General features: G+C 60.7%; 13 protein-coding genes and 5 pseudogenes. 13 read left to right on the top strand and 5 right to left on the bottom strand.

The features are described from left to right. Positions 1–135: 135 nt before the first annotated feature. The gene (locus tag AC07WT_RS21875) at positions 136–801 is read right to left on the bottom strand and encodes a response regulator (protein WP_494948558.1); all 666 of its coding nucleotides are present in this window, start codon (positions 799–801) and stop codon (positions 136–138) included. Between the two features lie 94 nt (positions 802–895). Here AC07WT_RS21875 and AC07WT_RS21870 point away from each other — a divergent pair, with 94 nt between their 5' ends. Continuing rightward, positions 896–4,030, top strand: a complete 3,135-nt coding sequence (locus tag AC07WT_RS21870) for a hybrid sensor histidine kinase/response regulator (protein ID WP_494948557.1) — start codon at positions 896–898, stop codon at positions 4,028–4,030. Here the strand turns inward: AC07WT_RS21870 and AC07WT_RS21865 are convergent. From AC07WT_RS21865 to AC07WT_RS21855, 3 pseudogenes are all read right to left on the bottom strand, one after another. After that, a pseudogene (locus tag AC07WT_RS21865) lies at positions 4,014–4,327 on the bottom strand (DNA adenine methylase); the annotation flags it as partial. The gene AC07WT_RS21870 and the pseudogene AC07WT_RS21865 sit on opposite strands and share 17 nt — an antisense overlap. A 21-nt stretch (positions 4,328–4,348) precedes the next feature. Next, positions 4,349–4,540: pseudogene (locus AC07WT_RS21860) on the bottom strand (hypothetical protein); the annotation flags it as partial. Next, positions 4,462–4,965: pseudogene (locus AC07WT_RS21855) on the bottom strand (YadA family autotransporter adhesin); the annotation flags it as partial. The pseudogenes AC07WT_RS21855 and AC07WT_RS21860, both read right to left, overlap by 79 nt. A gap of 93 nt (positions 4,966–5,058) precedes the next feature. Between AC07WT_RS21855 and AC07WT_RS21850 the strand changes: the two are divergent. The 7 genes and pseudogenes from AC07WT_RS21850 (at position 5,059) to AC07WT_RS21820 (ending at position 10,990) form a co-directional block, all read left to right on the top strand. Next, the gene (locus tag AC07WT_RS21850) at positions 5,059–5,472 is read left to right on the top strand and encodes a transposase (RefSeq protein WP_494948556.1); all 414 of its coding nucleotides are present in this window, start codon (positions 5,059–5,061) and stop codon (positions 5,470–5,472) included. A 258-nt stretch (positions 5,473–5,730) separates the two neighbouring features. After that, the gene (locus AC07WT_RS21845; RefSeq protein ID WP_494948555.1) at positions 5,731–6,300 is read left to right on the top strand and encodes a sugar dehydrogenase complex small subunit; all 570 of its coding nucleotides are present in this window, start codon (positions 5,731–5,733) and stop codon (positions 6,298–6,300) included. Positions 6,301–6,316: 16 nt separating this feature from the next. Then, the gene (locus AC07WT_RS21840; protein WP_494948554.1) at positions 6,317–7,921 is read left to right on the top strand and encodes a GMC family oxidoreductase; all 1,605 of its coding nucleotides are present in this window, start codon (positions 6,317–6,319) and stop codon (positions 7,919–7,921) included. Between the two features lie 10 nt (positions 7,922–7,931). Further along, a complete protein-coding gene (locus tag AC07WT_RS21835) occupies positions 7,932–9,227 on the top strand; it encodes a c-type cytochrome (protein WP_494948553.1) in 1,296 nt (431 codons plus the stop codon). 38 nt (positions 9,228–9,265) lie between these two features. Further along, positions 9,266–9,475, top strand: a pseudogene (locus AC07WT_RS21830) (porin); the annotation flags it as partial. 130 nt (positions 9,476–9,605) lie between these two features. Beyond that, positions 9,606–9,941 carry a fimbrial protein gene (locus AC07WT_RS21825; RefSeq protein ID WP_494948552.1) on the top strand — a complete coding sequence of 112 codons (336 nt, stop codon included), beginning with the start codon at positions 9,606–9,608 and terminating at the stop codon, positions 9,939–9,941. A gap of 221 nt (positions 9,942–10,162) precedes the next feature. Beyond that, entirely contained in the window at positions 10,163–10,990 is an 828-nt protein-coding gene (locus tag AC07WT_RS21820) for an alpha/beta hydrolase (protein ID WP_494948551.1), read from the top strand. Between the two features lie 440 nt (positions 10,991–11,430). Here the strand turns inward: AC07WT_RS21820 and AC07WT_RS21815 are convergent. Further along, positions 11,431–11,628, bottom strand: a pseudogene (locus tag AC07WT_RS21815) (IS21 family transposase); the annotation flags it as partial. Positions 11,629–11,981: 353 nt separating this feature from the next. Between AC07WT_RS21815 and AC07WT_RS21810 the strand changes: the two are divergent. From AC07WT_RS21810 to AC07WT_RS21790, 5 genes are all read left to right on the top strand, one after another. Next, positions 11,982–13,217, top strand: coding sequence for a cation:proton antiporter (locus AC07WT_RS21810; RefSeq protein ID WP_494948550.1), 1,236 nt, complete (start codon positions 11,982–11,984; stop codon positions 13,215–13,217). Positions 13,218–13,355: 138 nt separating this feature from the next. Beyond that, on the top strand, positions 13,356–15,728 hold the full coding sequence (locus AC07WT_RS21805; protein ID WP_494948549.1) for a bifunctional salicylyl-CoA 5-hydroxylase/oxidoreductase: 2,373 nt from the start codon (positions 13,356–13,358) through the stop codon (positions 15,726–15,728). After that, positions 15,725–16,498 (top strand): SDR family NAD(P)-dependent oxidoreductase, encoded by a 774-nt coding sequence (locus AC07WT_RS21800; protein ID WP_492595018.1) that lies wholly within the window; start codon positions 15,725–15,727, stop codon positions 16,496–16,498. The genes AC07WT_RS21805 and AC07WT_RS21800 overlap by 4 nt, the downstream gene beginning before the upstream one ends. Next, a complete protein-coding gene (locus tag AC07WT_RS21795; protein WP_494948548.1) occupies positions 16,495–17,052 on the top strand; it encodes a MarR family winged helix-turn-helix transcriptional regulator in 558 nt (185 codons plus the stop codon). The genes AC07WT_RS21800 and AC07WT_RS21795 overlap by 4 nt, the downstream gene beginning before the upstream one ends. Positions 17,053–17,198: 146 nt before the next feature. Next, complete coding sequence (locus tag AC07WT_RS21790) at positions 17,199–18,050, top strand: enoyl-CoA hydratase family protein (protein WP_494948547.1); 852 nt, start codon at positions 17,199–17,201, stop codon at positions 18,048–18,050. Position 18,051 lies beyond the last annotated feature (1 nt).

Here is an 18,051-nt window from a genome sequence, read left to right as displayed (position 1 = left end):
GTGAGTGTGCTGAAGGTCGTCCGGGCCGGTGGCGGCGGGTTCGGCAGGACGCACTGCGCGCCCGTGCGGCAGTCGGACGATACCGACAATGTGCATTGTCGTCCTTCAGGCATCGGCCTTTCGCCGTAACGCGGTTTACTCTGGCTTGTTCTGGGACGTCTGCGGGTCCAGACCCACCTCTGTTGCGTACTTGTAAACGTCCGCGTCCTTCTCCAGGCCGAGTTTCCTCATCGCACTCGTTTTCTGGGTACTGACAGTCTGTTTGCTGCGATGCAACTGCTCGGCGATTTCCCCAATCGCGAGGCCAGAGACGAAAAGGCGGATGACTTCCAATTCGCGTTGCGAAAGACTGCTTGCGGTTTTCACCCACGGAGCATTGCTCACGACATCGCTAACGGTGGGCGAGGTGTATCGCCCACCGGAAAAAGCCGCATGTATCGCCGGCAATACATGACTTGTGTCGTCCGACTTGCTGACGATGGACGTGATTCCGTTTCCAATCAGGTTGTGCAGAATGCCAGGCGAATTCATCATGGTGACGACAACGACCCTGACCTGCGGAAACCGCCGGCCAATGAACGTCAGTAAAGCCGTTCCGTCGCCGTAGTCTCCTCCCGGCATCGCGTAGTCCGTAACCAGGACGTCACACGGCGTGAGTTCGAGTTGGTGTACCAGGTCGCTTGAATTGGTCGCTTCACCGACAATGGTGATTGACCCTGTATCTGCTAGCGCCTGCTTGATACCGAGCAGAATGGCCGGATGGTCGTCGGCGAGCAGAACACGGATTGAGAATGGTTTCATGAATAGTTTTCCGGCGGTGGTTGCATTATTTGTGACTTATCAATAATTGGCAGTTAAGCATAAACACCAAGTTTGACCGGCGGCGCAATCGCGGATGTCTTTTCCTGCAGGTATATTAGGCCCGTGCCTGAGCCTCCGCGCAAAATGTTGCGCGAGCCGCAACATTTCGAAAAAACAAGGCAACATGCCAATTAATCTCAAACGACTGCTCGCCCATCCGGCTGGAAGCGCCCGCAGCAAGAGCCCTTCCATGTTGCGTTACTACCAGCGTACGTTACTCGTGGGCGGCGGTGTTGCTCTATCCATTTTTATTCTTGTTGCCGCAGCATTGATCTCGTGGGTCGAGGTAAGCGACTATATCTCGACCCGGCATTCTACATTTCTGATCCACAAGTCATTGCTTGCGGCGTCGATCGGCACGAAGCAGGTGTCCTTCCAGCGAGGCATCACCAGTTCCGAGTATATCTGGCGGGCGCGACGACGTGCCCCACTCCCGCTGCTCCGGCAGTTCGAAGCCCAAGGCGGGCGCGTGGTGGTGCAGCGTGACAGTTACACCGCATCACAACTGGCGGTAGGTTCCATTACGGCAGACAGGGCTGCCTCCGCATTCACAAAGTACCTGGCGTTCACAGAGGAGAACGGGTATCCGGCCGATACGCATGTCCTGCCGGGAGGCGTTCCCTTATCGGGCTACCTCTACAACCCGGAGCGGACGTTTATTTCCATCCTGCCGTCACCCAGGAATGTCGATGCGCCGGCGCTTGCGGGTGCACGGGACGCGGCTGACCTGATCAGGCGGCTGGTGGCGGACGTCGGCGACCCGCAGCAGTTGGCGAATAACGCTGGTCGATCATCTACGCGCACCGTCACATGGCTGCCTCCGAGGCCAGATCCGATAACAGGCGAGCCGGTCGTCCGACTGGTACAAACGGCGCTGGACGGCGACAAGCCCTTTATGGTGGTCGTCAGTAATTTTCCGGTGAAGGCGCTTTCCGACAGTCTTGCGGGGATGCCGTATGAAGGCGCATTCGCGATTTTCGACCGCGCCGGCAAGACAGTATTGATCCAGCAAGGACGAAGCGCCGACGACGCGGATCTGGCCACCCGGCTCGTCGATTCCCGCGCCGGGCGCGGCGAGGTCGAGATGTCTGCGGAGGAATACCACCAGGGCTTGTTCATTGTTAGCGACCGCCTGCCCGACACGGGGTGGACCCTCACATACGCATACTCGTGGCGCACGATTCTGGCGGCATTGGCGCCGAGGCTCACGTTACTGGTTATCGCGACATTGGTCGGGCTGCTGGGGCTATGGACCTTCGTCATCGTATTCAACGCACGGGTACTCAAGCCAATTTATCTCCGTTCGTTGCGCGTGGCCGAAAGCGAGATGCTTAATCGCACCATTATCCAGACAGCGCCTGTAGGGCTAAGTCTGCTCTCGGCAACAGACGGAGGCGTGCTGTTGCAAAACGAAGTCATGAGGGCGTACGAAACGAGCGCAAACAGCACCTCCTTTCACGAAAGTCTCTGGAAAACGTACCGGAGCGTAGTTGAGGCAGCCGGCAGCCGTTCAGACGAGTTGGTCGAGCATGAATTGACTGTCGATCGGCAGGATCGTGAGCAAACGCACTTGCACTTCACTGCGATACGGGCCCGGTATCAGGGTATCGACGTTTTATTGTGCGCGTTGCTGGACATAACTGCCCGGAAGAACATTGAACTGAAGCTCGAAGAGGCGCGCCATGCGGCCGACGCAGCCAACAGTGCGAAATCGACTTTCCTTGCGACGATGAGTCACGAGATCCGTACGCCGCTCAACGCGATACTTGGCAATCTCGAACTGCTCGCGCACTCACAGCTATCGGGCGTGCAGGCCCGCCGGCTTCGGACCATTGATTCTGCCTCTGCCGCGTTGCTGGATATCATCAACAACGTTCTCGATCTGTCGAAGGTCGAGTCCAACCAGATGGCGGTCGAATCGGTGCCATTCGATCTTGGCCGCCTGCTGCGAGAGATAGTCTCCGTATTCGCTCCTCTTGCCGAAGCAAAGAACGTCAGTTTGAGGTGCGAGCTGGACGACGGCCTGGCCCTCGTTTGCCGTGGCGACGTTGCGCGGCTGCGCCAGATCATGTCGAACCTTGTCAGCAACGGCATCAAGTTTACCGAACGAGGCGCCGTGATGATTCACGCGTCCGAGGCTCGCGACGTCGTCGGCAATGCGATGGTCGAACTGCGCGTGAGCGATACAGGAATCGGCATATCGGAGGAGGGCCTTACAAACATCTTCGACGTTTACGCACAGGCCGACGCCTCAATACACAGGCGCTTTGGCGGAACCGGCTTGGGACTGCATTTGTGTCACCGGCTAGTAACGCTCATGGATGGCTCGATCACGGTGAAAAGCAGACTCGGTGTGGGGAGTGTTTTTGCGGTAAGACTATCGTTGCCTGCGGAACCGGACGCTTTCCCTGCACAAGGTAAAGAGGAACTGGTGGACGCCGCCGCGCGCCCCGACCAGACCGACCCCGTGCCGATCCGTGTGCTCGTCGCGGAGGATCACCCGGCAAGCCGTGAACTGCTGCGCGATCAGCTTGAATTGCTGGGCTATGAAGCTGACATTGTCGAAAACGGTAGCGAAGCACTTCGCGCGTTCGGCGAGAGGCCATACGATGTCGTGCTGACCGATCTCGGCATGCCAGTGCTCGACGGCTACGCGCTTGCGGTGTGCATTCGCGATCAGCGCAAATCCGTGCCGGTAATCGCCATGACAGCGAATACCACCGCCGACGAACATCGCCGTTGCTTCGACGCGGGAATTGTAGAGGTCGTTGTGAAGCCGCTGTCGCTGGCGGCCCTTGACCGCACCCTTCGTCGTAGTGCTGGCAGGGCGGAACGGGCATCCGTCGACGTCGCTGAGAGTGCTAGTCGTCGCAATCTCTCAGACGGGGTTCGGATGGCCCTGCGCAGCTCGACACTTGAATCGCTCGCGGAAATAGGCATTGCCGCACCGGCCGGGGATCTCAATACCGTCGCGACCCACATGCATTCGATAAAGGGCGGCTTCGCGATGGTCGGGGAGATATCGATCGTGGCGCAATGCGAACAACTGGAGCAGCTTCTGCGAGCAGAAGGCCTGGCGAGCATGGAATTGCTGTGGCCGGAACTGGAGCGGCATATTCGGGATGCCCTCATGAAATCTTCGCTCAGGGCGAATACAGATAACGTCTGATGCCGACTTCCATCAGGAGGGTTTCCGGGAGCGTATCCTGCAGCCATTTGAACAACTGCCGACTCGACAACGCCCGCTTAAACTGACGCACGAATTCCTCAAGGTGGTGCTGCACTACGCGATACAGGTTGACCAGTTCGCCGTTGATGTCATTGATGACCTCTACCTTCGCCGGCGGCGCATGAAATACAACGCGGCTCCGCCTGCGAACACCTCGACATAGCACTCATGCGTCGGAAAGCGCGGGATGATGTGATCCGAGCGCCGCTCTAACGCGTTGTTGTCCGGCAGCAGGATACCGCTTTCGGTGTAGCGAATCAGTGCCTGCCAGTGACGTAATGCGTAGCCGAAGGCTTTCGTGCGCCGACTTTCTCGGTGGCGAACGGTGTGACGCGGGGAAACTACTACGAGAACGCTGGAGCCGTTGCCGCTTACCAGCGGTAGCCGACGCCCGCGCCAATCGCCAGCGTACCGCGCGTGTTGGTCGAGCCGGAGCCTTTGATCACCCACTTGCCGTTGCGGGTGGCCGTGGACAGGCCGAATGCGACCGCCGACTGGCCCGCGTAGGTTCCGCCCGCCACCGACACCATGCTTTCGCCGGCAAGCGTCGCCTGCGGCAGGTTGGCTATTGCAACAGCGGAAGCCGTCCCGGCGTTCGCGTCGCGGCGATAGCTGTCCAGGTCCGAGCGAACACTGCCGATCGCGTTATCCAACTGACGCACGTTGACCGCATCGGTCGGCGCGGCGCCGTCCGCAACGTTGACGATCTGGCGTTCGTTGCCCACGGAGCCCACTGACACCGTGTTCTCGCGATCCGCCACGGAGCCCTGCCCCAAAGCGACGGAGTTGTTTCCCGTCGCGCTCGCGTTCTGGCCGATCGCGGTGCCGGCGTCGCCCGACGTGCTGGAACCCTGCCCGATCGCAGTGCCGCCGTTGCCGGATACGGTATCGATCGCACCGCAATAAAAATGAGACGTGTCTGATTTCCAGATGAGTTGCCGGCGGGTATCGTTCCCAGCTTGTTCAGGATGGAGGTTTCCGTGCGGAAACATCAAGATGTATCGGATGCTCAATGGCAAGCTGTGGAAACGCTCTTCCGAAACTTCAGAGCGCGGAAAGATCCGCGCGGACGGCCTTCGCATAGCCCACGAACAGTACTAAATGCCGTGTTGTGGGTTCTGACATCCGGCCGCGCCTGGGCAACGCTGCCAAAGCATTACCCTGACTACCGCACATGCCACCGTCACTTTAAAGCCTGGTATGACTCGGGTGTTCTACGAGAGGCACTATGGGGGCTTTTCGGCGTGGAGGGCATAGCGGTGTACGAGGCAATGACATCGCGGATGCAGACTGCGCGCAGTGACAGGGCTCAGGTGCATGACTTCGGAGTTGGCATTCCAGTAACCTGTTCGACCGAAGGCACGCGTTTCATCAGAATATGAGCTCCTTAAGCTCAGGCTGAAATGGCAGGCCACGACTAAGCAAAGCGGCGGACCGAAGTTCGCCCCCTCGGTGAAGTCACCCTCCCGGCGGGAGGACGCACCATCACTTCTGCAGCTGGCAAGAACCGAAATGCCATGCTAAGGATGCCTACGCGTGACTCGTTTTCCACCCTCGGCTCATTCAGTTCTTGCGGTTCTGCGTTGGCCGCCGCTGCTCGGTCGCGGATAAGTTTTGCTCCCTCTTCTCGATAAACCTGAATGCAAAAGAATTCGCCTTCCGGCAATCTTCCGCCATTGTTCGCTCCCTCGCGGCGACAGTTCATTTTCGGGTCCGCAGCCATTGCCGCGGCCGGCCTGGTCGGCCTAGTCCGTCACGGCCGTGTGCCAGGACTGGCCGGTGCTTATGCGCAAAGTGCGAGCGCCAACGAGGCGGATTTCGCGGTATTCATGCGTCTGTCTCAGTACCTGACCGGCAAGACTTCGCTCGATGTCGAAATTGGTCATGCAATCTTCGCGGGCCTCGTCGACGGCGATCCGCAGTTTGCCCAGCAGGTTGCGCGGCTCAACGACTTTGTCGCCAGTTCGAAGACGCCCGCCAACGGCCTGCAGCAGGTGCTCGACAGCAGCCAGCCCGCGCTCGCCAGCGTGCCGAAGCGGGTGATGCCCGCGTGGTATCTCGGCGTGGTCGGCACCGGCGCGAAAGCGCGCACGGTCTCTTATGAACAGGCCCTGATGTACCCCCCAATCGCCGACGTCATCGTGATGCCAAGCTACGCGCGCGGGGTACCCGGCTACTGGGCGCAGCCGCCCCGCCTCTCCCATTCCTGATCCAGTCTGAACAGCCATGCCATTGAATAACTCTGCCGACGTCGTGATCGTCGGCGCCGGGATTGCCGCCGGACAGATCGCGCAGAAGCTCGCGAAAGCCGGCATCGACGTCCTGATGCTCGAGGCCGGCCCGCGCATCGAGCGCTGGCGCATCGTCGAGAACTATCGCAACAGCCCGTTCAAGTCCGATTTCCAGTCGCCGTATCCGCCGACCGAACACGCTCCCCATCCGCAGTATTCGCCGAACAACGACTACCTCGTGCAGCGCGGCCCCGAGCCGTACAAGGCCGGCTATCTGCGCATGGTGGGCGGCACGACCTGGCACTGGTCCGCGCAATCGTGGCGTCTGCTGCCCAACGACATGAAGCTCAAATCGATGTATGGCGTGGGCCGTGACTGGCCGATCAGCTATGACGACCTCGAACCGTACTACTACGAAGCCGAAGTCGAGATGGGCGTAGGCGGTCCTGATGAAGGGCTGGGTTCGCCGCGCTCGAAGCCCTACCCTCACCCCGCGTTGCCGTTATCCGATTTCGACCAGCGCTTCAAGGAGGTCGTCGAAGCGGCCGGCTACAAACACGTAACCGAACCGGCTGCGCGCAACACCGCGCCGTTCGATGGCCGTCCCGCATGCTGCGGCAACAGCAACTGCATGCCGATCTGTCCGATCGAAGCGCAATACACCGGTGAAACAGCAATTCGCAAGGCCGAAGCGGCCAAGGCACGCTTGCTGCCGAACGCCGTGGTCTACCGGATCGAGCACGATGAAAACGCTCAGATCGTGGCGGTGCATTACAAAGATCCGAACGGCACGTCGCACCGCGTGACGGGCAAGATCTTCGTGCTCGCGTCAAACGCGATCGAAACGCCGAAGCTGATGCTGATCTCGAAGAGCGACAAGTTCGCCAACGGCATCGGCAACAGCTCGGACCAGGTGGGTCGCAACCTGATGGACCACCCCGGCACGACCGTCACGTTCCTCTCCGCCGAGCCAATGTGGCCAGGCCGCGGACCGATGCGCCTAAGCTGCATCAACAACCTGCGCGACGGCCCGACGCGCTCCGAATACTCCGCGATGAAAATCAACGTGGGCAACTATTCGCCGATGCGCGCGGTAACGGATTACCTGCTCGGCAAGGGCATCTACGGCGCCGAGCTCGACGAGAAGATCCGCGAATACTGCTCGCGCTGGGTTGTCGTGAACAGCTTCTTCGACATCCTGCCGGACCCGGAGAACCGCATCACCGCGAGCACCGGGTTCAAGGACAAGATGGGCATTGCACGCCCAGAGGTGCACTACCGCATCGACGACTACATCAACAAGGCGGCGAAAGTCGCGCGCGGGCACTACGCGAACATCGCGAACCTGTTCGGCGGTACCGAAGTGCGTTTCGACGATAAGTACTTCAACAACAACCACATCATGGGCACGCTGATCATGGGCGACGACCCGCGCGACTCCGTGGTCGACAGGAATCTGCGTTCGCACGATCACCGCAATCTCTTCATTGCGTCGAGCGGCACGATGGCAAGCGCCGGCACGGTCAACTGCACGTTGACGCTGTGTGCGCTGTCCATGCGGCTGGCCGATAAGTTGATCGATGAAATGAAGCATGCGTGAGGCGCGGGCAATGAAAAACACACAACCTCAGCGCCGCTTTGCGGCGCTCCTGAAGTGGCTGCAGGCCGCCGCGCTTGCAAATCTCGCGCTGTCCGGTCTCGCGCACGCCGACGACACCGCTCTCATCAAACACGGCGAATATCTTGCGCGCGCGGCAGACTGCATCGCCTGCCACACGTCGAACAAGTCGCAACCGTTCGCCGGCGGCGTACCGTTCAACCTGCCGTTCGGCACGATCTATTCGACCAACATCACGCCGGACAATAGGCACGGCATCGGCTCGCTGACCGACGCGGACTTTATCAGCGCGGTGCGTGAAGGCAAGTCGAAGGACGGCAAGCGTCTGTATCCGGCCATGCCGTATACGTCCTACACGCAGATGGCCGACGCGGACATCCTCGCGATCCGAGCCTATCTGCGCACGGTCGCGCCGATCTCGAAACCCGCGCCGGAGAACACCCTGTCGTTCCCGTTCAACCGGCGTTGGGCGATGGTGTTCTGGAATCTGTTCAACTTCAGCTCGGGCCGCTTTCATCCCGACACGACGAAAAGCGCGGAGTGGAACCGCGGCGCGTACCTGGTCGGCGCACTCGAACACTGCCAGGAATGCCATACGCCGCGCAACTTCATGCAAGGCCTATCGAGCAAGTCGCTGGCGGGCGCGCAGTTCGGCAACTGGACCGCGTACAACATCACACCGGCTAAAACCGCCGGGATCGGTGGCTGGACCGACGCCGAACTGATCGCCTATCTGCGCGACGGTGTGGCGCCGGGCAAGGCGAATGCGGCCGGCCCGATGGCAGAAGTCGTCGAGAACAGCACGCGCTTTCTCACACCCGGCGACCTGAAGGCGATGGCGGCTTATCTGCGCAGCGTGCCGGCACAGAACAACGCCGAAACCCAGCCGCGCTTCGCGTATGGCTCACCGATCCAGACTGTCACGCAAATACGCAATCAGGCGCTGACAGTGCTGGGCGGCGGCGGCGTTGCAGACGGTCGCACGTTGTACAACGGCAATTGCGCGAGCTGCCATGGCTGGCAAGGCACCGGTGTGGGCGGCGAGGCGGTGGGCGCGTATCCGGCGTTGCTGCATAACACCGCGGTTGGCGCTTCGACGCCCGACAACCTGACCATGGTCGTCCTGCACGGCGTGAGCCGGCAGACCAATCTGGGCCACGTCGCGATGCCCGCCTTCGCGGATCAGCTGACCGATGCCGAGGTCGCCACGCTGGTGAACTTCGTCTCGACCCAGTTCGGCAATCCTGCCGCCACGACTACCGCCGACAAAGTAGCCAGAATGCGCTGAGCGCGTCACGCAATCAGCGCAAGCATCAGACACAACAGATGAAACAACGAAATACTACCCGCGACGTGCTCCTGAAGACGTTGTTTGCCGCCGCCAGCGCGGTGGCGATTCCTGCCAGCGCACAAAGCAGCGTGACGCTGTACGGCGTGGTCGACGATGCGATCGCGTATGTCAACAACCAGAAAGGACATTGCAACATTTATCTTCAGCAGGGCAACCTGTATTCATCGAGATTCGGTCTGAAAGGTACTGCGCGAAATCTGAATTTAGAACTTGTCTGATGTTCATGGCTCGGTGTCCCCGGGATAATTCGAACCTTTTGAACCGATCCGGCGCCAGCTGCCCAGGTAGATCGTCGCGCGGCCGTGGAGAATGCTGTTGAATTACATAGTCCAGCTGCAACTGAACAATTGTCCGGCCGGGTTCGCCCGGGTCGGCTATCAGGTCGTGCCGCTCGACGGCGCCGTCGACGCAGTGCCGGGGACGATAAAGTTGCGCCCGGGCTCGAGCGCCACCGGCGTCGGCATCCAGCTCTACGACGCGACGAGCGGGCAGCCGTTGCCGTTTCAGAAATCGCAGGCTGTGACGGCCTACAACTCGAGCACTGGAGGTTCAGCCACGGTTCCGCTCTTCGCCGCCTATGCGCAAACCGATTCGAGAGTCGGGGGCGGCTCTGTGCAAGCCGCGGTCTCGATCCTGCTCGATTATCAATGACGCGATGGCCGTCGATCCATCCAGTCCGCGTCGATGGCGCCCGACGCGCGGCCCGAAGCCGAGATGTTCTTTACGCTATGTACCTGCATGGTGACGAAATCTAACGCGCGGCAAATGAATCAGGCATTTGCCGCGCGCAAATTGCACCTAAGTTGCTGGTTCAAAGAGACCGAAAAAATTTACGGTTAGATCTTAAACCCCCCTTTATAGGAACAGGAAAGATGACGATGGTTTATCGCGGAATGGACCGTGCCACTCTGGATATGGCATACAACAACACGCAAGCGATCCCCGATTTCGCCGCTGTCTATGCCGGTTTCCAGGCGCGCAGCGCACAGTTCTATCAGACGGCCACATGTCGGCGGGACATCCGGTACGGCCGAAACCCACGTCAGCGTTTCGACTGGCTCCCCAGTCAGAAGGCCAATGCGCCAACCTGGATCTTCATCCATGGCGGCTACTGGCAGAACTGCAGCAAGGAGGATTTCGCGTTCGTGGCCGAGGGACCGCTCGCACATGGATTCAACGTCGTGCTGGCTGAATACACTCTCGCGCCGCAGGCGTCGATGACACAGATTGTCGACGAAATCGGCAGTCTACTCGACCATCTGGCGACCGATCTCGACGGGTTGGGAATCAGCCGCGGGCCTGTCTGCCTGAGCGGGCATTCGGCGGGCGGACATCTGAGTGCCGTGCATCGTTCGCACCCTCTGCTCGCGCACGCGATGCCGATCAGTCCATTGGTCGATCTGGAGCCGATCAGCCTTTCGTGGCTGAACGAAAAGCTGAATCTCACGCCGCACGAGATCGACGTGTACAGTCCGCTGCGACACATTGGTAAAGGCGCCCCGATGACCGTCACCGTGGGTGCAGCCGAACTGCCTGAACTCGTGCGGCATGCGAGTGAATATGCGACTGCGGCCCGGAAAGCCGGCGAAACGGTCTGGCACATCGAGGTTGACAACTGCACGCACTTCTCCGTGCTCGAAGATCTGGCACGACCGTCAGGCGTCCAGATTTGCGCACTGGCAAGCGACATGGCCCGCTGAGTCTCCTGCTGTTCGCCGGGGGCACCACACGTCGGTCTCTCGCGCATGTGCACAAAGCGGCGCGCCGTGTGGATGCGCGCGACGATCAGCGTATTGACCTCTTTTGCGGTGCTCGGCCTCGGTTCTTTTACTTTACCTTGGCAATTGCGGCGCGCTGGTGTCGATGTCGGAGAAAACGCGCAAGTAGCCTCTGCGCCGTTATGATGTTTGCGTAGCTCAGGGGCGGCCGGAATTCGTTAATACCTGAAGCTTTGGCTATTCACGAATCCCGGCCAACCCTCTACTCCGGCGACCGGTTCGCCGTCACCGACGCGAAGACCGGCGAAATCCGCGATGCCGAACTGTTCGTCGCCGTGCTCGGCGCGGCAAATAACACGTACGCCGAAGCGACCTGGACGCAGCAGTTGTCCGACTGGATCGGCTCGCATGTGCGCACGTTCGAATTCCTCGAAGGCGCGCTGGTGGTAAGCCAACCACGTCTCGACGCTCTGATCAAATACGAGTTCGACGTACTGATGACGCGACCAGCATAGCGTCATCACGAAGAACCACGTCCTGAGCGTGTGACCGGATTCATGCACGAGCGCGAGGCCGGCGCCGAAGTCGACCTGTGCGGCGTCGGCCGGCAAGAAGTCCAGAATCGTCGCCTTGCCGCATGCGAACAAGGACTTGGCGGTACTCAAACAATTCGAACCTCCGGTTGGCCATGGGCGCTCCGCTCAAAAAAGAGCGAAGCGTACCCAGTTGGGAAAGTTCGAACCGCGTTCTGCTACACGGTGCAGGTGGCGCCTATACGCCGATCATCCTGTGGCGCCATTACGGCGATCATGGACTGGCTCCATTACGCCGATCCTGCACTCGCGCCTATGCGCCGACCATCAATTGGCTCCTATGCGGCGATCCGTGACACCGGCTGCTATCATCAGCCAACGCGAGTGTCAGGGCCGTAGGCTGCTACCTTTTTCTGCTTTTTCAACTACGGAACCATTACATGACTGTATTTCAGGTGACCGGCGTTCTGTTCGCGGTCGTGGCCATCTTCGGCGTCGTCAACTATCGTTTCATCAAACTGCCTGATACGCTGGGAATTACCGCCGTCGGGCTGGTCACCTGCCTGCTCGTGTCGACAGCAGGCTTCTACTATCCTGCGATGGTCGTTCATGCGCGCAAGATCGTGACCCAGATTGATTTTGCCGATATCGTGTTTCACGGCCTGCTGAGCCTGCTACTGTTCGCGGGCGCACTGCACGTCGATCTGTCGCGTATGCGCACGCAGAGGCGCGCAGTGTTGATGCTGGCCACGATAGGCGTGCTGATCTCCATTGCAGCTGTCGGGCTGGGTTTTTTCTATGTCGCGCAGTGGTTCGGGCATCCGATCAGTCTCCTGTGGTGCCTTGCGTTTGGCGCCCTGATTTCACCCACCGACCCGATTGCTGTGCTCAGCGTGCTCAAGAGCGCAGGCGCGCCGGAGAACCTTGAGACCAAGATCACCGGCGAGGCGCTTTTCAACGACGGCACCGCCGTTGTTGCATTCGTGACACTCGTCGGCCTTGCTACCGGCGAGAGCGAATTTTCGGCCGCGTCCGTTGCGTTCGATCTGTTTCGCGAAGTCGCGGGCGCGCTCATTCTCGGCGCTGGCCTGGGCTTTGGTGCATCACTGCTGCTGCGCGGGATCGACAGTTATCCCGTCGAGATCCTGATCACGCTCGCGCTCGCCACGGGCGGATACAGTCTGGCGGAACTTCTGCATGTGTCGGCACCGCTGGCCGTGGTCATAATGGGCCTGGTGATCGGAAACCATGGCGCGCTGACCTCAATGTCGGAGAAAACCCGCGAGCACCTGTTCAGTTTCTGGGGCCTACTGGATGAGCTCCTCAATCTCATGCTGTTCGGCCTGATCGGGTTGGAGATCATCGCGCTCTCGCTGCATCGGCACATCGTCTGGCTCGGGCTGGCCGCGATCCCCGTCATCCTGATCGCCCGGGGAATCAGCGTCGCCGTACCGCTGCTGGCCCTGCAGAATTTCCGCCGGTTGAACCCGCATTCAGCGACCATCATGACGTGGGGTGGCCTGCGCGGCGGCATCTCGATTGCACTCGCGCTTTCGCTGCCGGAATTTCACGGCCGGGAAATGCTCATTGGCGTAACCTATCTGATTGTCGTGTTCAGTCTGTTGATCCAGGCTACCACGCTGGGACGCCTGGTGAGGCGCTTCTATCCGCGCTAAAGCAGTCCGCGCCGACGTCGCCCCCTCACGTCACCCTCGAACGTACGTTGCAAACCGGATCGCCCGAATATTTACTTGACACCTAAACTATCGAAGCCTAAATTACCTCCATAGCGGAATCCACATTGGGGAACAAGCATGCGCATCGTCTGTATCGGCGGCGGCCCGGCTGGGTTGTACTTCGGCTTGTTGATGAAGGGCCGGAACCCGGCGTATGACGTCACGGTCGTCGAGCGCAACCGCCCGTATGACACGTTCGGCTGGGGCGTCGTCTTCTCCGACCAAACCCTCGGCAACCTGCGCGCCGCGGACGCGCCAAGCGCCGACGCGATCCTCGACGCCTTCAATCACTGGGACGACATCGAGATCCATTTCCGCGGCAAGCAGATTCGCTCGTCGGGTCACGGCTTTTGCGGCATCGGCCGCAAACGTCTGCTGAATATCCTGCAAGCACGCTGCGAAGAACTCGGCGTCAAGCTGGTCTTCGAAACCCAGGTGACAGACGACACCGCCTACCAAGCCGACCTGATCGTCGCTTGCGACGGCGCCAACAGCGCAATCCGCCAGAAGCACGCGGCCACGTATAAGCCGAACATCGACGTGCGCGACTGCCGCTTTGTCTGGCTCGGCACAAAAAAACTCTTCGACGCCTTCACCTTCGCCTTCGAGGAAACCGAGTTCGGCTGGTTCCAGGCGCATGCCTATCGCTTCGACGATCAGACCTCGACTTTCATCGTCGAAACGCCGGAGCGCGTGTGGCGCGCCGCCGGTCTCGACGAGATGAGCAAGGAAGACAGCATCGCCTTCTGCGAAAAACTCTTCGCGAAGTATCTGGACGGCAACGCGCTGCTATCGAACGCCGCGCATCTGCGCGGTTCGTCGCAATGGATCCGCTTCCCGCGTGTCGTCAACGAGGAATGGGTGCATTGGCGCAATAACGCCGACGGCACCCAGACACCGATCGTGTTGATGGGCGACGCGGCCCACACCGCGCATTTCTCGATCGGCTCCGGCACCAAGCTCGCGCTTGAAGATTCGATCGAGCTCGCCAACAGCATCGGCGCCCACCCCGGCGATTTGCCCGCCGCGCTGAAGCACTACACGGACGTGCGCAGCATCGACGTACTGCGTATTCAGAACGCCGCGCGCAATTCGACGGAATGGTTCGAGCATGTCGACCGCTATACGTCATTCGAGCCTGAACAGTTCGCGTATTCGTTGCTCACCCGCTCGCAGCGTATTTCGCACGAGAATCTGCGCGAGCGCGACGCGCGTTACCTCTCCGACTTCGAAGACTGGCTCGCGCGGCGCTCGGGCGTAGAACGCGCACCGGAAAAGCATTCCGTCCCGCCGATGTTCACGCCGTTCAAGCTACGCGGCGTCACATTGAAGAACCGCGTGGTCGTCTCGCCGATGGCGCAATACTCCGCTGAAAACGGCATCGCCGGCGACTATCACCTGATGCATCTCGGCGCTCGCGCGATGGGCGGCGCCGCGCTGGTGATGACGGAAATGACCTGCGTGTCGCCGGAGGCGCGCATCACGCCCGCTTGTCCGGGCATGTATGCGCCGGAACATCTCACCGCATGGAAACGCATCGTCGATCTCGTGCATCGTCAATCGGATGCAAAGATCGGTATCCAGCTCGGCCATTCCGGCGCGAAAGGTTCGACCCGCGTCTCGTGGGAAGGCATCGATCAGCCGCTCGCCGAAGGCAACTGGCCGCTCATCTCCGCATCGCCACAGCAATATCTGCGCGGCGTCAGCCAACACTCGCGCGAAGCGACCCAAGACGATCTGCGCGAGATCGAAGCGCAATTCGTCCGCGCCACGCAAATGGCCAATAAAGCCGGTTTCGATTGGCTCGAACTGCACTGCGCACACGGCTATTTTCTGTCGAGCTTCCTGTCGCCGTTGACCAACCATCGCACCGACGAATACGGCGGTTCGCTGGAAAACCGTCTGCGCTACCCGTTGCAGGTCTTCAAATCGATCCGCGCCGTCTGGCCGCAAGACAAGCCCATTTCGGTGCGCATATCCGCACACGACTGGGTCGACGGCGGCACGACGCCCGACGACGCGGTTGAAATCGCACGCGCGTTCAAGGCAGCGGGCGCGGACATGATCGACGTCTCGTCGGGTCAGGTCAGCAAGGAAGAAAAGCCTGTGTTCGGCCGCATGTTCCAGACGCCCTTCGCGGATCGCGTGCGCAACGAAGCCGGCATCGCGACGATCGCGGTCGGTGCGATCTCCGAAGCCGATCACGTGAACAGCATCATCGCGGCGGGCCGTGCCGATCTCTGCGCGATCGCGCGTCCGCATCTGGCGAATCCGTCGTGGACGTTGAACGAAGCGGCAAAAATCGGCTATTTCGATGTGACGTGGCCCAACCCTTATATGGCGGCAAAGTCGCAACTCGAACGCAATCTCGAACGTGAACGTGCGCAGGCTGCCGCCAATGCGGGCCTGTCGCCACAACAACGCGCGCAACGCGCTGAAGGAACCACGTGAATACGAACACCTCGACGCTGGCAGGACAGCACGCCGTCGTCACCGGCGGCGGCAGCGGCATCGGTGCGGCCGTAGCCGAAGCGCTGCTGCGAGGCGGCGCGCGAGTCACCTTGATGGGCCGCAACCCGCAACGTCTCGATACGCAGCGGGAAAAATTCGCGGCACTGGGTGAGCTCGCGTGCATCAGTGTGGATGTCACCCGCGAAGACTCGGTCGAAAAGGCATTCGCTGAGGCCGGAGCAATCGACATCCTCGTCAACAACGCAGGCCAGGCGCAAGCCGCTCCGTTTGCGCACACCGACATGGCGCTCTGGCAGCGCATGCTCGACGTCAACCTCACGGGCGTATTCCTCGGTACGCGCGCTGCCTTGCCGGGCATGCTCGAACGCGGCCACGGCCGCATCGTCAATGTCGCGAGCACGGCGGGACAGATCGGCTACGCGTACGTCGCCGCCTACTGCGCCGCGAAGCACGGCGTGATCGGCCTCACGCGTTCGCTCGCACTGGAAGTCGCGACCCAAGGCGTCACGGTCAACGCGGTGTGTCCTGGCTACACGGAGACCGAACTGCTGCATGCATCGCTCGAACAGATCACCAGCAAGACCTCGCGCACCGAACAGCAGGCACGCGACACGTTGCTGCGCTCGAATCCGCAGCGCCGCTTCGTCAGTCCCGAACAGGTGGCCAACGCCGTGCTCTGGCTCTGCCAACCCGGCTCGGACGCGATCACGGGCCAATCCATTTCCATCTCTGGTGGAGAAGTAATGTGACCAAGTCGTCGAACATCAAAAAACTTGCGGCGGCTGAGACTAAACCGCCGCGCAAGGGCATTGCCAAACCTGCGGAGAACGTCGTGGATCTGGAAATGAGCACGGGCGCGGATAGTCACATGGGTTTGCGTTTGTGGCTGCGCATGCTGACCACGACCAACCTCGTGCAAGCCGAACTGCGCAAGCGTCTGCGCAACGAATTCGACACCACGTTGCCGCGTTTCGACCTGATGGCGCAACTCGAACGTCATCCGGAAGGCCTGAAGATGACCGAGTTGTCGCGCCGTTTGATGGTGACGGGCGGCAACGTCACCGGCATTACCGATCAGCTCGAGAAAGAAGGGCTCGTTTCGCGGGATACCGATCCGAACGATCGCCGTTCGATCAGCGTCTGCCTGACGCCCGCCGGCCGCAAGGCGTTCGACAAGATGGCGGTGGTGCACGAGCAATGGGTCGTCGAATTGTTCGGCGGTCTGAGCCTCGATGAAAAATCGCGCACCCATCAGCGCCTCGGCAAGCTCAAGAAACATCTGCTCGACAGTCTGAAAGACTGACCCGCACCGAACCGAGCAACCATCTTGCATGGGACCAGAGTAACGCGCTATGGGGCTGGAGTAAGCGCTAAAGCGCTAACTCCAGCCGACACGCGAACTCTGGTCGACAGCTAAAGCGTCAACTCTGGTCGACACAGGAGACATCCATGACACGATCCAACGCCGACGCGCTGCTGGCCGGCAACCGCCTGACGCTCGCCGGTTACGAGGCGCAGCACTTCGCCTGGTCGGTGGCCGATAAGGTCGCGACGATCACGCTGAACCGGCCCGAGCGCAAGAATCCGCTCACCTTCGAATCGTATGCGGAGTTGCGCGACCTGTTCCGGCAACTTGCGTATGCGACCGACGTAAAAGCCGTGGTGATTCACGGCGCGGGCGAAAATTTCTGCTCGGGCGGCGACGTGCACGACATCATCGCGCCACTGATCGATCTGCCGATGCCGGAACTGCTGCTCTTCACGCGCATGACCGGCGATCTCGTCAAGGCGATGCGGCATTGTCCGCAGCCTGTGATTGCCGCGGTCGACGGCGTCTGTGCCGGCGCGGGCGCGATTCTCGCAATGGCGTCCGACATGCGGCTCGGCACCGCGCGCAGCAAGCTCGCTTTTCTGTTCTCGCGCGTGGGCCTCGCTGGTTGCGACATGGGCGCGTGCGCGATCCTGCCGCGCATCATCGGCCAGGGACGCGCCGCCGAATTGCTTTTCACCGGCCGCTCGGCTAGCGGCGACGAAGGCTATGCCTGGGGTTTTTATAACCGCCTGTGCGAACCGGCGGCGCTCGTTGAAGAAGCACAGAAGCTCGCTTCGGATCTGGTTGCCGGCCCGACTTTCGCACACGGCATCACGAAGAAGATGCTGCATCAGGAATGGAGCATGAGCATCGACGAAGCGATCGAATCCGAAGCGCAAGCGCAGGCAATCTGCATGAGCACGCGCGATTTCGAGCGTGCATACCGCGCGTTTGCCGCGAAGTCGCGTCCGGTGTTCGAAGGAGATTGAG

This window comes from Paraburkholderia sp. GW821-FHT02A12 (assembly GCF_059422005.1).
The sequence above is the reverse complement of the archived record's forward strand: the minus strand, read 5'-3'. Positions and strand labels throughout refer to the sequence as shown.